The organism is Planctomonas psychrotolerans, assembly GCF_008642235.1.
Classification (GTDB): Bacteria; Actinomycetota; Actinomycetes; order Actinomycetales; family Microbacteriaceae; genus Planctomonas; species Planctomonas psychrotolerans.
Map to the genome: position 1 here is coordinate 1,733,125 of NZ_SJEV01000001.1, position 12,552 is coordinate 1,745,676.

General features: G+C 68.3%; 13 protein-coding genes. 2 read left to right on the forward strand and 11 right to left on the reverse strand.

Features of this window, described 5'->3' with window-relative positions; translation table 11 throughout:
- Positions 1-13: 13 nt before the first annotated feature.
- From EY822_RS07870 to EY822_RS07905, 8 genes are all read right to left on the reverse strand, one after another.
- Positions 14-817, reverse strand: coding sequence for an ABC transporter permease subunit (locus EY822_RS07870; protein WP_150307764.1), 804 nt, complete (start codon positions 815-817; stop codon positions 14-16).
- Entirely contained in the window at positions 807-1,745 is a 939-nt protein-coding gene (locus EY822_RS07875; protein ID WP_150307765.1) for an ABC transporter ATP-binding protein, read from the reverse strand. Before EY822_RS07875 ends, EY822_RS07870 begins: the two co-directional genes overlap by 11 nt.
- A complete protein-coding gene (locus EY822_RS07880; RefSeq protein WP_227497128.1) occupies positions 1,742-2,410 on the reverse strand; it encodes a TetR family transcriptional regulator in 669 nt (222 codons plus the stop codon). Before EY822_RS07880 ends, EY822_RS07875 begins: the two co-directional genes overlap by 4 nt.
- An 82-nt stretch (positions 2,411-2,492) precedes the next feature.
- Entirely contained in the window at positions 2,493-3,326 is an 834-nt protein-coding gene (locus tag EY822_RS07885; RefSeq protein WP_150307767.1) for a ThuA domain-containing protein, read from the reverse strand.
- Positions 3,323-4,486 (reverse strand): Gfo/Idh/MocA family protein, encoded by a 1,164-nt coding sequence (locus EY822_RS07890; protein ID WP_150307768.1) that lies wholly within the window; start codon positions 4,484-4,486, stop codon positions 3,323-3,325. Before EY822_RS07890 ends, EY822_RS07885 begins: the two co-directional genes overlap by 4 nt.
- Positions 4,483-5,364 (reverse strand): carbohydrate ABC transporter permease, encoded by an 882-nt coding sequence (locus tag EY822_RS07895; protein WP_150307769.1) that lies wholly within the window; start codon positions 5,362-5,364, stop codon positions 4,483-4,485. Before EY822_RS07895 ends, EY822_RS07890 begins: the two co-directional genes overlap by 4 nt.
- Before the next feature lies 1 nt (position 5,365).
- Positions 5,366-6,307: a carbohydrate ABC transporter permease gene (locus EY822_RS07900; protein WP_150307770.1), complete on the reverse strand. Its 942-nt coding sequence runs from the start codon at positions 6,305-6,307 to the stop codon at positions 5,366-5,368.
- On the reverse strand, positions 6,304-7,650 hold the full coding sequence (locus EY822_RS07905; protein ID WP_150307771.1) for an ABC transporter substrate-binding protein: 1,347 nt from the start codon (positions 7,648-7,650) through the stop codon (positions 6,304-6,306). The genes EY822_RS07900 and EY822_RS07905 overlap by 4 nt, the downstream gene beginning before the upstream one ends.
- A 135-nt stretch (positions 7,651-7,785) precedes the next feature.
- Here EY822_RS07905 and EY822_RS07910 point away from each other — a divergent pair, with 135 nt between their 5' ends.
- Both EY822_RS07910 and EY822_RS07915 read left to right on the forward strand, forming a co-directional pair.
- On the forward strand, positions 7,786-8,580 hold the full coding sequence (locus EY822_RS07910; RefSeq protein ID WP_227497129.1) for a GntR family transcriptional regulator: 795 nt from the start codon (positions 7,786-7,788) through the stop codon (positions 8,578-8,580).
- An 8-nt stretch (positions 8,581-8,588) separates the two neighbouring features.
- On the forward strand, positions 8,589-9,593 hold the full coding sequence (locus tag EY822_RS07915; RefSeq protein ID WP_150307772.1) for a LacI family DNA-binding transcriptional regulator: 1,005 nt from the start codon (positions 8,589-8,591) through the stop codon (positions 9,591-9,593).
- Positions 9,594-9,662: 69 nt separating this feature from the next.
- Here EY822_RS07915 and EY822_RS07920 read toward each other — a convergent pair whose 3' ends face one another.
- The 3 genes from EY822_RS07920 to EY822_RS07930 form a co-directional block, all read right to left on the reverse strand.
- Positions 9,663-10,304, reverse strand: a complete 642-nt coding sequence (locus EY822_RS07920; RefSeq protein WP_150307773.1) for a VOC family protein — start codon at positions 10,302-10,304, stop codon at positions 9,663-9,665.
- A 172-nt stretch (positions 10,305-10,476) separates the two neighbouring features.
- Entirely contained in the window at positions 10,477-11,658 is a 1,182-nt protein-coding gene (locus EY822_RS07925) for a MarP family serine protease (RefSeq protein WP_150307774.1), read from the reverse strand.
- A 106-nt stretch (positions 11,659-11,764) separates the two neighbouring features.
- Positions 11,765-12,544, reverse strand: coding sequence for a lysophospholipid acyltransferase family protein (locus EY822_RS07930; RefSeq protein ID WP_150307775.1), 780 nt, complete (start codon positions 12,542-12,544; stop codon positions 11,765-11,767).
- Positions 12,545-12,552: the final 8 nt, after the last annotated feature.

Consider the following 12,552-nt stretch of genomic DNA (forward strand, 5'->3'; position numbering starts at 1 on the left):
TACCCGTCGTCCATCATCCGGTGACGTCGCGCCGGTTGAGCGCGACCACGGCGAGGAGAACGAGGGCGGCCGAGATCCCGTAGAGCAACCCCAGGCCACCCCAGTCGACGCCATCGGCCAGTGGACGGGCGCCGTACGCCCAGTGGTAGGGGGACCAGGCGTGCAGCGGGTCGAGATCTTCGCTCTGGTTGGCGATGGCGTTCAGGGCGTACCCCAGCACCGCCACTCCGGCGCCCGCGGCCGTGGCGAACAGTCGCCGACCGGTGAGGGCGCCGACGACGACAGCCACAGTTGCGGAGAGCAGCGTGAGCCCGACCAGGGCGGCGGCCGCCGCGAACGCGTGCGCCGGTTCGATCCCCAATTCCGCACTGTCGTTCAGCGCGAGCACCACGAGCGCGCTCAGGAGGCCGAGCCAGGCCAGGCGCACCACCACGGCTGCGGTGCGCTCGAGCACGAGTTGTGTGCGGCTCACGCCGTGGGCCAGCGTCAGCTCGAGGGATCCGGTCTCCTCATCGCCGGCGATCGCGGCCGTTCCCCAGGAGGTTCCGGCGATCGTGAGCAGGAGAAACCCGATGAGGCCGTAGAACGTGGATTGGGTGTACCCCGCACCCGTGGCGATCTGGTCGTACCCGATCGCGTTGACGAGTTCCGGCGGCAGGCTGTCGAGCAGCTCGAGCATGTCGGGACTTCCCCCGATGGACGGGAACAGGGGCAGGTAGAGCAGCAGGGCTGCCATCACTCCGAGGCTCCAGCCGATCATCGACCGCCACGAGTCGGCGATCGCCCGCCGGAACAGGGGGAGGGGCTTAGACGCCATCGGACACCTCCGGTGTGGAGTACAGGCGCAGCACGGACTCTTCGAGATCCGGCTCCTCGACCGCGAGGTCGGCGACGGAGAACCGGGCGATCAGCTTGATGAAGGGGTCGATGTCGCCCTCGATCGTCGCGGCCACCCGCACGGGCACGCCGTCGGAGGGAGCATCGTCGCTCACGTCGAGATCGGTGAGATGGGGGAGCGAGGATAGGGTGTCGCGCACCAGCGTGGGGGTGGACCCGGTGATGCCCACGCGCACCCGCCGCACGGCCGAGACGCGGAGCGACTCAACGTCGCTCACCGACACGAGGCGTCCGGAGCGGAGGATGGCGACGGAGTCGGCCACCTGCTGGATCTCGCTGAGCACGTGCGAACTGAGGAACACCGTCTGCCCATTCGACCGCGCCTCGCGCACCATGGTGAGGAACTCCTGCTGTACGAGCGGGTCGAGCCCACTCGTCGGCTCGTCGAGCACCAGCAGCCGCGGTTCGTGCATGAACGCCTGCACGAGGCCGAGCTTCTGCTTGTTGCCTTTCGAGAGCGTGCGCACGGTGCGGGAGAGGTCGAGGTTCAGTCGGTCGGCCAGGGCATCGATCGTTCCTGGCGCAACGGGCCCGCTGATGTCCGCGAAGTGCCGCAGGAGGGCGCGACCGGTCACGCGCCCCTCGAGCCGCAATTCACCGGGCAGGAAGCCGATCTGCCGCCGGAGTGCCGGACCGCCCGCCCGGGGCGATGCGCCGAGCACCGTGGCGCTCCCCGAGGTGGGACGCAGGACGTCGAGGAGAAGTCGCATGAGCGTGGTCTTGCCTGCACCGTTCGGGCCGATGACGCCGAAAATGCTCCCGGCGGGAACGGAGAGATCGAGCGGATGCAGAGCTGTGACGCTGCCGAAGCGCTTGGTGAGAGCGGTTGTGTCGATGACGGAGGTCATCTGCCTTCTCCTTCCGGCGATGGCGCACCCATCGTGCGGGCGAGCGCCGTTCGGGCTGCCTCGAGCACGGCATCCGAGGTGTAGAGGCCGCGGGTGTATAGCTCGAGGGTCGGCAGCGTCATGCGGCGGATCGCCGACTCGGTGAGTCCTCCGCTCTCGCCGAGCACCCGGCCGATGTGCCGCTCGAAGATGAGCGGAAGAAGGCCGTGCGTCGCGACGATGACGGCGGTCATGCGCGGGTCGCTGCTCTCGTGCATGCTGCCGTCGGCTGCTCCGGCGGCGAGCATGCTCTCCGTTCGGCTGACGAGCTGGTCGAAGAGCCGGTCACCGTGTTCCGACCCGTCGGTGATCATGCGCGAGAGGTAATCGAGCGACGGGCGGAAGGTGTCGATGTCGGCCAACCAGCGCTGCATCGTTGCGGCGAGGTCACCGTGGCCCAGTTCGTCGTTGCGTCCCATCACCTCGTCGACGATGTATCGGTCGCATTCGTCCCTCAGTCGCTCCTTGGAGCCGAAGTGGTGCAGCACCAGGGCGGGGCTCACGCCGGCCGACTCGGCGATGGCGCGGATGCTCGCCTTCTCGAATCCCACGCGCCCGAACAGCAGTACCGAGGCATCCCGGATGCGGGAGCGGGTGGTGGCATCCTCAGGCGATACTGAACGCATGTTCAGTATCCTAAACGCCTGTTCAGTCCTTTGTCCAGAGGAACTCGGGCTCCACTTCCTTCTACGAAGATCGACTACTCCGTCATTCCGCATCCTCCCGCGGCGCGATGAGCTCGCGGGTGTAATAGTCGACGAGGCCGTCGGGTGACGGGAGCACCGGCCGATCGAACTCGCCCGGGATGTACATCGGCGTCACCAGGTACGACTCGCGCGCGCGCTCGGAATGCGCCCACTTCACCCCGTTGGCAATCACACGTTGCACGTCGGGCTGGTGGTAGACGGGGAAGATCTCGTCGCCGGGGCTGAAGTAGAACACCTTGCCGTAGCCGCGGTTGTAGGTGATGCCGCTACGGAACACCTCCCCGCCCGAGAAGCTACTGATGAAAATGAGCTCGTCGGGCTCCGGGATGTCGAAGAACTCGCCGTACATCTCCTGGCCGGGGATGATCAGCGGCTGCGGGACGCCCTCGGCGATGGGGTGGCGCGGCGCGACCGTCCAGACGAACTCGCCGTCGTTGTCGTTGCGCCACCGCAGACTGCAGGTGGTGCCCATGAGGCGGCGGAAGATCCTGGAGTGGTGCCCCGAGTGCAGGACGATGATGCCCATGCCTTCGAGCACGTGCTTCTGGATGCGGTCGACGACCTCGTCGGTCACCTCCTCGTGCGCGGTATGGCCCCACCAGAGCAGAACGTCGGTCTCCGCGAGCAGTTCCTCCGTCATGCCGTGCTCGGGGTCGTCCAGCACGCGCGTGGTGACCGTGACCTCGTCGCCGAGAAGGCGGCGGATACCGCCCGCGATCGTGTTGTGCATGCCGTCCGGGTAGATACCGCGCACGACCTCGTTGATCTGCTCGTGGCGGTTCTCGCCCCAGACGACGACGCGGATGGCTTTCTTCTCGGGAGTTGACGTGGTCATCGGGCGCCTCCTGACGCGATGGGGGCCGGGGACGATCCCCAGGCCGGGGTGGCGATGCCGTCTGCGGCACTCGTCCACGAGCGCAGAATATCTGCGACGTCGTCACTCTGCTCGTCGGCGATGGCCTGGGCGAGCGAATCCTCGAGCAGGTCGCCGATCATCACCTTGTCGCCGCCGCGGTCACCGCTGCGGATCGCGCCCTCCACCATGGCCAAGGTGAGCACGTTGGTGCGCACCTCGTTCTGCGGGGTGCGGCCCGAGCGCAACGACGCGACGAACTCCTCGAGGCTGCCCTCGATGCCTTCGCTGCGGTCCTGCACCTCGAAGGAGACTCCGTCGGCGTCGGCGTCGGCGTCGGCGTCGGCTTCGACGGTGACGTCGCCGTCCCACGCCGCCGCGCCCCTCTCGGCGTAGACGTGCCAGTCGGCGTTCCATGAGGTCTGCAGCCCGGGCGTCGCTCGACTGCCCGAGTAGATGAAGCGCGCGCCGGAGGCGAGCTCGAATGTCGCGGTCGCCGCTGCGTGGCCGGCGAACCAGCTCCACGACGGGTTCCATGAGTCGCAGCGAACACTCACGGGCTCGTCATCGCTCAGATAGCGGAGCATGTCGAAGTGATGCACCGACATGTCCACCAGCAGCGGATGCGCCATCTGCTCGCGGAACCCGGGCTCGTGGTCCTCGTGGAAGAACTGGGCGTGCACGGCGCCCAGAGTACCGATCGAACGGACGGTCTCGCGGAAGGCGGCGAGGTGGTTGAAGTACCGCCGCGACTGGCTCACCATGAGCAGCTCGCCGGTGAGGTCGGCCAGCGCCACCTGGCGCAGCGCCTCGGCGACGGTCGGGGCGAGCGGCTTCTCGCACAGCACCGGAAGCCCCGCGCGCATCGCTTGCTCGTTCACCACCCGGTGCGCCTGCGGCACCGTCACATTGACGACCGCCTGTGCACCCGCCGCCTTCGCCACCTCCACGAGTGAGGAGCCGACGGCGACGTCGAGTCCGGCCGACGCGACGGTGGCTGCCGCGAGGTCGACGTTGAGATCGACGACGCCGACCGGCTCGGCGTGCGCCGATGTCGCGAGCATGCGGATCCATTCGCCCCCCATTGCGCCGGCACCGACGACCAGCACGGGGAGCCGCTCGGACTCATTGATCGGCGTCATCCCTTCAGCGCTCCGCCGAGGCTGGACTTGAGGAGGTGCTTGCGGACGAGCATGTAGAGGACGGCCGGCGGCAGCACGTAGATCACCGCGCTCGCGGCGAGCAGACCCCAGTCGATGACGTTGCGCTCGCTGAATGCACGGAACAGTCCGATGGCGAGCGGATAGAGGTCCTGGTTCTGCAGCATCACGAGCGGCGTGAGGAAGTCGCCCCACGAGCCCATGAACATGAGCATCGCTGCTGCGCCGAGTCCCGGCCCGATGAGGGGAAGCACGATGCGGCGCACGGCCTGCAGACGCGTGTTGCCGTCGGTCCACGCCGCTTCCTCCAGCTCGACGGGAACGGCGTCGACGGTGCCCTTCATGAGCCACAGGGTAACGGGGAGTCCGCTCACCGCCTGCACGATGATCAGTCCGTGAAGGGTGTTCGCGAGCCCGAGGTTCACCATGATGAGGTAGAGCGCGATGATCGTCGCCGGTGCCGGGATGACCCGGATCAGCAAGATGCCGAACATGAAGAATCGACGACCGGGGAACGCGAAGCGCGACAGCGCGTAGCCGCCCGCGATCCCGAGCACCAGATTGAGCACGGTCGAGGAGATGGCGATCACGAGACTGTTGATGAGCAGCAGCGGCGTGCCGGAGGCGGTGAAGAACCGGATGAAGTTGTCGAAGGAGAAGGCGGGAATCTGCACCGTCGCTCCGGCGTCCGCGTCAACGGCGCTCAGCACGACCCAGGCGAAGGGGACGAGGCAGAACAGCGCGAGAAGGACGATCAGGACGTAGCCCACAGACCGCTGCGCGACGTCAACGGGGCGTAGCCGTCGGCGGCGACGCGGGTTCAGGACGGGTGCCGCCGTGCGGCTTCTGAGGATGGTCATGTCACACCTCGACCTTCGCCAGACGCACGTAGACGGCGCCGAGCACGAGAACGATGACGAGCAGGATGATCGATGCGGCACTGCCGATGCCGATCTGCGAGAACTGCAGGGCACGCTCGTAGATGTAGATGGCGGCGATGCGGGTCTGCCCGCCGGGGCCGCCGCGCGTGAGGAAGTAAACGAGCCCGAACACTCCGACGGTGCTGATGGTGGTGAGAAGGAGGTAGAGGAACACCGGTCCTCGGATCAGCGGGAGCGTGACGTGACGGAACACCTGCACCGCTTTCGCCCCGTCCACCCGGGCGGCCTCGATCAGCTCGGCGGGGACATCCTCGAGCGCGGCCTGGAACATGATCATGGCGAATGCGAGCCCGCGCCAGATGTTCACGAGGATGATCGCCATCATCGGCGCCGTCTGCAGCCAGGCGGTCGGCTCCCCGCCGAAGATGTTGAGCAGGCGGTTCAGGGTGCCTTCCGGACTTGTCGCGAGCACGCTCGCCCAGGTCAGTGAGGCCACGACCTCGGGAACCACCATCGGCATGAGGACGGCCGCACCGAAGAAGCCCTTGCCGTGGATCCACGGTCGGCTGAGCAGGATCGCGGCCACCATGCCGAGTACGGTTTGACCGATGATCGCGGAGAACAGCAGGAACGTTCCGGTCTGTCCCAGAGAGTTGAGGAAGTCGGCGCTTGTAAGCAGATAGGTGTAGTTGTCGAGACCGACGAACTTCGGGTCGCGCGCGGCGAACCCGGTGAGCTGGGTGTTGGTCAGGCTGAGCCAGAGACCGTAGACCGCCGGCAAGACGATGAACACGAGGATGAGCACCGCCGAGGGCCCGAGCAGGATGAGGACGAAGGGCCAGGTCTGCCCGCGTCGGCGCCTCGGCGCAGACGGCCGGGTGGCCGTCTGCGCCGAGGCGGGTACGTCGACGAGGGTTGTCACTCCTTCACCAGGGTGGGGCCGAGCAGGTCGGTCGCGTCCTTGACGAACGCGTCGTAGGCCTGCTGTCCATCGGCCTGTCCGCTGAGGATCAGCTCGGTTGCCGACGCCACTGCCTGTCCGATCTGAGCGGCGCCGTCTCCCGTCACTACGAAGACGCTCTCGCCGAGGTCCTCGCCGGCCTGCAGCAGCTGCGGCTCCTCGGAGTAGGGCGCCACGTCGTCGAGGTCGTCACGGGCGGACGCCGCACCCGAGGCGACGAGCTGCTCCGCGAGGGGCTCACCGGTCGAGAGGTACTTGATGAACTCCCATGCGGCCTCCTTGTTCTCCGAATCTTCGGAGATGGCGTAACCGCCCCCGGTGTTGCTCCAGCCGTACGGCTTATCACCGGAACGCAGGCCGGGGAACTGCCAGGTCGAGACCTTCTCCACGAGCCCCTCGATGGGAGTAGCCCCATTGGGGCCCCAGTCGAACTTCCAGCCCCAGGTGCCCTGAGCCGCAACCTGAATCTCGCCCTCCGGGAACTTCTCGTACTTGGTGGGCTCCCAGGGGTTCGGGTTCTGCAGGTCCTCCACCGGCATCAGGCCGTTGCTGACGAGGTCGTCGTAGAGCTCGAAGACGGCCAACCAGCCGGGGCTCTCGAGGTCCCACGTGTCGGTCTCGGTGTCGTAGAACTCCGTGTCGGTCCCTCCGAGCAGGGGCATGAAGCCCTCGCCCCAGGTCCCGCCGCCCCACGCCGTGCCGGCCGGGATCACGATCGGGGTGTCTCCGGTCTTCTCCTTCACCTCGACGAGTCGCCCGATCAGTTCGTCCCACGTCTCGGGCTGAGAGGTGTCGACCCCGAGCTCGGTCAGGATGTCCTTGCGGTAGAACAGGTTCAGCACGCCGGCGCCGGAGGGCAGGCTGTACACCTGTCCGTCCTGGCGGGTTATCGCCTCTTTGACGGCGGGGTAGTAGTGGCTCCAGCCGTCCCACTCGCTCAGATAGTCGTCGAGCGGCGCGAGGTACCCGGCGGAGGACCAGGAGATGGCCATGTTCTCGCCGATGTCCAGCACGTCGGGCGCCTGCCCGGCGATGAGCTGCTGGGTCATCTTGGTCATGAACTGCTCATCGGTCAGCACATCGGCGATCAGCTCGACCTTGATGTCCTTGCCCTGCTCGGCCATCTCGGCCTCGAAGCCGGGGATCTCCTTGCTGATCGCGTCGATGTTGGTCTGCTTGGTCTCCATGATCGTGATCGTCACGGAGCCGTCGCTTCCGTCGCCGCCTCCCGCGGAGCAACCGGTGAGCCCGGCCGCAGCGACCACGCTGGCCGTGAACGCAGCGGCAACATAAGTGCGCTTCATTGCGATACCTCTCCTGGGGTACCCCGTCGGCTGCTCTGCCGATCTGTCGGGCTCGACCCCGGATTATGTTAGGACATTTGAGGCGAGAACGTCAACGATTACGCGCGTTCGTACTAACATGACATATCAACATCCATGTCAGTGCGGACGCGGGGCGGAGGCAAGGTGCTCGACGGAGGACAGGCGGTCATGCTCCCGGCCGAGCAGTTGCTCCAGCCGGCGACGGCATCCTCCCCTCTCTGGGTCCGCCTCGCCGCCGGCCTCGAGGATGCGATCGCTACGGGGTCTCTTTCGCCCGGAGCTCGGCTCGAGGGCGAGGTGTCGATGAGCGAGCGTCTCTCGCTGTCCCGGCCGACTGTGCGCCGAGCGATTCAGGAGCTCGTCGAGAAGGGGCTCCTAGTGCGGCGGCGCGGGGTCGGAACACAGGTGGTTCACGGGTCCGTCGCCCGACAGATCGATCTGACGAGCCTGTACGACGACCTCCGACGCGCCGGCCGGGTGCCATCTACTCGGGTACTCGACGTCACGCTGGCGCAAGCGACCCCTCAGATCGCGGAGCAGCTGGGACTCACCTCGCCGGTGCGCGTGCTGAAGATCCGCCGGGTCCGGTTCGCCGATGCCGCGCCGATCGCCGTCCTCGAGAACTATCTCCCTGAGGCCTTCGCCGATATCACGGCTGAAACGCTCAGCAATCAGGGCCTGTACCACGAGCTGCGCGCCCGAGGTGTGACGCTCAGGGTGGCGCGCCAGCGAATCGGGGCCCGGCGTGCCACGGTCGACGAAGGCCACCTCCTCGACATCGGACGCGGCGCGCCGGTGCTCACCATGGATCGCAGGGCGTACGACGCCGACGGCGCGGCCGTCGAGTACGGGCATCACTGCTATCGCCCCGACCTCTACGGCTTCGAAATGACTCTCGTCGACCGCTGACCCGTCCGATGACAGTGACTCTGCAAGACGTCGCGGCCCTCGCCGGCGTGTCGACCAAGACCGTGTCCAACGTGGTGCGCGACTACCAGCATGTGCGCCCGTCGATGCGCGCGAAGGTCCAGGACGCGATTGATCAGCTCGGCTACGTGCCGCACAGCATCGCTCGGCGCCTCGCCACCGGGAGGACCGGAATGATCGCCTTCGCGCTTCCCGCGATCGAGACTCCCTACTTCGCCGAACTGGCCGCCCTCGTATCGACCGAGGTCGACGGCTTCGACTACCGCCTGCTGATCGAGCAGACCACCGGGGGCCTCGAAGACGAGCGCGCCGTGCTCCGGGGTCGCGAGCAGGGACTCATCGACGGTCTGATCTTCCAGCCCACGGTTCTCGACGGCGCGGCGATCGACCAGTTCCGCGGTGCGACGCCGTTGGTCCTTCTCGGCGAGACGGCCGCGCCACCGGCGGTCGACCACGTGATGATCGACAACATCGCCGCCGCCCGCGCCGCGACATTGCATCTGCTGCAGTCCGGCAGGACGCGCGTCGCCTTCCTGGGTCGGTCGATGTCGGCCGGCCACGAGACTGCGAGGCTGCGCCTGAACGGCTATCGCTCCGCCCTTCGGGAGTTCGGCGCCTCCTGCGGGGACGATCTCCTGATCCCCATGACGCAGTTCGGCGCGTTCGCCGCCGAGGCAGCGGTCATCGACGCGATCGACGCCGGCCAGCAGTTCGACGGGCTCGTCTGCTTCGACGACCTCTCCGGGATCGGGGCCATGAAAGCGCTCGCCCGATGCGGGCGGGTTGTGCCCCACGATGTGGCCGTCGTGGGCTGGGACGACATCCTCATGGCACAGTTCACCAGTCCGGGACTGACCACGATCCGACCGGACAAGGCCAGGCTGACGCAGATCGCGTTCCGGCTGCTCCGCGACCGGATGGACGGCGAGCGCGGGCCGGGACGCCACGAACTCGTCGGATTCGACCTGGTGGTGCGCGGCAGCACGGCGAGCTGATGTACAGCGCTGGAAAGCGGGCCGCGGTGATCCGGAGGGAACCGCTCTCGGGCGCGCGTCGCGTCCCGGCTAGAGCGTGACCTCGCCCCGAGGTCCGCGCACGGTGACCACCAATCGGGGAGCGTCGCCACGCGCGATGTCCAGCGGGCTGCCGAAGGCGTTCACCGCCCGACGGGCGGAGTCGGGGTGGGGGTCGGTCGCGGTGAACGCGACGAGCTCGAGGGCGGGCAGGTCGGACAGGCCGGGGTGCGCCGTCTGGCCCCAGTCGATGAGGAACGGCAGCAGCGGCGAGACCGAGGGCACGAGCGAATGCGTGAGGCGCCACGCGAGCAGGTCTCCGGCGGGCGTCCGACGGGAGAGCGGGACTACCGGACCGGGATCGACCCCCGCGGCTGCGGCCTGTGCGGCGGCGGCCTCGATGTCGACGGGGTGGATCGCGTAGGCGACCAGCTCGATTCCGGTCAATCGGTCGATGCCGAACTTCGAGGGGAGTTCTGTGCCGGTGCGGGCGGGATCGGGGCCGATGATCTCGATGTACTGCGTTCCGCGCTCGCCGTCGATGGTGAGCGCGATCAGATGATTGGCGGTGCCGATGGGGTGCGATCCGCCGGGACTCGCCCGCACTCCGGTCAGGCGCTCCACCTCGTCGACCGCGGCCGCGAGGTCGGGTCCCGCGATGACGATGTGGTCGAGCAACGGGGGCAGGGTCATGCGGCGTCTCCTCGGGTGGGCTTTCTCACGAGCCTATGCCGACGATCACGTGCGGCCGGTTAGCGCGTCGTCCCATGACGTCGACGTCGACCGCGGCCGCGACGGCGACCGCGACACGACACGACACGACACGACAACGATCGCACCGCGGTCGGGCGGCGGTCGACCCCGGTCAGCCTCGGGTGCAGGTGCCGGGGATGACGGCCTCGGTGAGGGCCGCCGCCTGGTCGGCCACCGGACGCACCTCCTCCATCGCGAGGGCGTAACCCACGTTCTCGGTGTCGGTGGCCCGCGCGAAGATCACGCCGACCACCTCGCCCGTTTCGGTGAGCAGCGGACCGCCCGACTCGCCCTGGGCCACGTCGGCGGCGAGTGTGTAGACGAGTCGCGGCACCGGGGAGTCCCCGTAGATGTCGGGGATGCCGAGCTCACCGACCGAGATCACCTCGGCCGGACCGGAGTCGAAGGGCCCCCCGTACGGGTAGCCGAGCGTCACGGCGCGGCTACCGGCGGCGAGGGTGCCCGCCAGCGGGATGGCCGGGGCGGCGAGACCGTCCACGGCGAGCACGGCGAGGTCGTCCACGGGGTCGAAGTACACGACCCTGCCGACCGTCGTACTGCCCCCGGGCACTTCGACCACGGGCTCGGACACGCCCGCGACCACGTGCGCATTCGTCGCGATGCGGTCGGGGGCGATCACGAAGCCGGTTCCCGACTGGTTCCGTCCGCAGGCGTAGGCGTTCCCGGTGATGCGCACCACGGATTCGGCTGCCGCCGCCAGTGCCGGTCCGCCGGTGTCGAACTCGGGTATCTCCGGATTGGGTCCGGAGAACGCTTCGACGATGCGGGGCAGGCCTTCCTGCACCGCGGTCGACCGCAACTGAGCGAGGAACGCGTCGACGGGTCGTGGCGTCAGATCGTCCACCGTGCGAATGACGGTCGACGACGCGAGCGCCTGCGAGAGCACCGGCACGCCGAGGGCGCCGATGCTGAACGCCAGCATCGAGGCGACCAGCGCGGAGGCCACAAGCGTGAGTGCGGCACCGAGGATCCGGTCGAGCACCCCGAGTCTCACCCGGCGGACGCCGCGTCGGAGGGCGTGCCCGATGGTGAGGCCGAGCGACAGGCCGATGAGCATCAGGAGCGCGGTGGCGGCGAGTGCGGCCGGGGTGCGCAACTGCGGCGCCGGAATCACGGGGGTGATGATCGGCACCACGAACAGCGCGGCGACGCCGCCCGCGACGATGCCGAGGATGCCGCTCAGGCTCCGGACGAGTCCGCTGCGGTAGCCGTAGATCGCGAACGACAGGAAGAGCAGGAGGAGAACGAGGTCGAGGATCGTTGCAGTCGACATCCGGCCACCCTTCCGCTTCGGGGAGCCTGAAGCCTATTCGATACCGGTGACGATTCCCGGAGCGGCATCCCGAGCGGGGCGGGGAAGAAGCTGGCGGAGGAGTGTCTCACCGCGCGCGGGCTCGCGCCTCTCGTTCCCGCCGCAGGCGGCGCTCCTCGTCGGCGGCCGCGGCCTCCTCCGGCGTCGGTGCGGTGCCGCCGCTCTCCCTCGGCTGCCACCACGTGCCCGTCCCGTCCACCGGGTACTCGGCCTGCAGTCCGTGCACGAGGGCCTGCAGCGTGCTCCGCAGTTCGGTGGTGCGCTCGGTCACATTGTCACCGGGGTGGATCTCGATCGGCTGGCCGACGGCGAACGACACCGGCACCCCGAAACGCTCGCGGAACCGGATGCGCCGGTTCTTGGTGAGCAGGCGGTGCCCGCCCCACACGGCGACCGGGATGACCGGCACGCCCGCGTCACCGGCGAGGCGCACGGCCCCGGTCTTCAGTTCCCGCACGGTGAACGACGCACTCACGCCCGCCTCGGGGAAGACGCCGATGAGCTCGCCCTTGCGCAGCGCTTTGGCGGCGCGCGCATACGCATCCGCTCCCGCCTGCATGTCGACCGGAATGTGGCGCATGCCCCGCAGCAGCCATCCGAGGACGGGCTTGTCGAACACGCTCTGCTTCGCCAGGAAGCGGACGCGGCCCCGGCAGTGCAACCAGAGGACCCATTCGACGAGGGCGAAGTCGAGGTAGCCGAAGTGCGTCATCGCGATCACCGCGCCACCGTTCCGGGGGAGGTTCTCGAGACCCGATTCGATGCGCCGCAGGCGCAGCAGCCCGAACAGGGCACGGCCGGCGGCGACGGCGGTGCTGTAGATGGGTTCACGACGGGATCGCTGCACGAATCCAC

What these genes read in the sequence shown, in the direction of transcription:
- EY822_RS07890 (WP_150307768.1), bottom strand. Translation starts at nt 4,486, where the DNA reads ATGACGCCGATCAATGAGTCCGAGCGGCTCCCCGTGCTGGTCGTCGGT.
- EY822_RS07910 (WP_227497129.1), top strand. Translation starts at nt 7,786, where the DNA reads ATGTCAGTGCGGACGCGGGGCGGAGGCAAGGTGCTCGACGGAGGACAG.
- EY822_RS07925 (WP_150307774.1), bottom strand. Translation starts at nt 11,658, where the DNA reads ATGTCGACTGCAACGATCCTCGACCTCGTTCTCCTCCTGCTCTTCCTG.
- EY822_RS07885 (WP_150307767.1), bottom strand. Translation starts at nt 3,326, where the DNA reads ATGACCACGTCAACTCCCGAGAAGAAAGCCATCCGCGTCGTCGTCTGG.
- EY822_RS07870 (WP_150307764.1), bottom strand. Translation starts at nt 817, where the DNA reads ATGGCGTCTAAGCCCCTCCCCCTGTTCCGGCGGGCGATCGCCGACTCG.
- EY822_RS07895 (WP_150307769.1), bottom strand. Translation starts at nt 5,364, where the DNA reads ATGACCATCCTCAGAAGCCGCACGGCGGCACCCGTCCTGAACCCGCGT.
- EY822_RS07880 (WP_227497128.1), bottom strand. Translation starts at nt 2,410, where the DNA reads ATGCGTTCAGTATCGCCTGAGGATGCCACCACCCGCTCCCGCATCCGG.
- EY822_RS07875 (WP_150307765.1), bottom strand. Translation starts at nt 1,745, where the DNA reads ATGACCTCCGTCATCGACACAACCGCTCTCACCAAGCGCTTCGGCAGC.
- EY822_RS07905 (WP_150307771.1), bottom strand. Translation starts at nt 7,650, where the DNA reads ATGAAGCGCACTTATGTTGCCGCTGCGTTCACGGCCAGCGTGGTCGCT.
- EY822_RS07915 (WP_150307772.1), top strand. Translation starts at nt 8,589, where the DNA reads ATGACAGTGACTCTGCAAGACGTCGCGGCCCTCGCCGGCGTGTCGACC.
- EY822_RS07920 (WP_150307773.1), bottom strand. Translation starts at nt 10,304, where the DNA reads ATGACCCTGCCCCCGTTGCTCGACCACATCGTCATCGCGGGACCCGAC.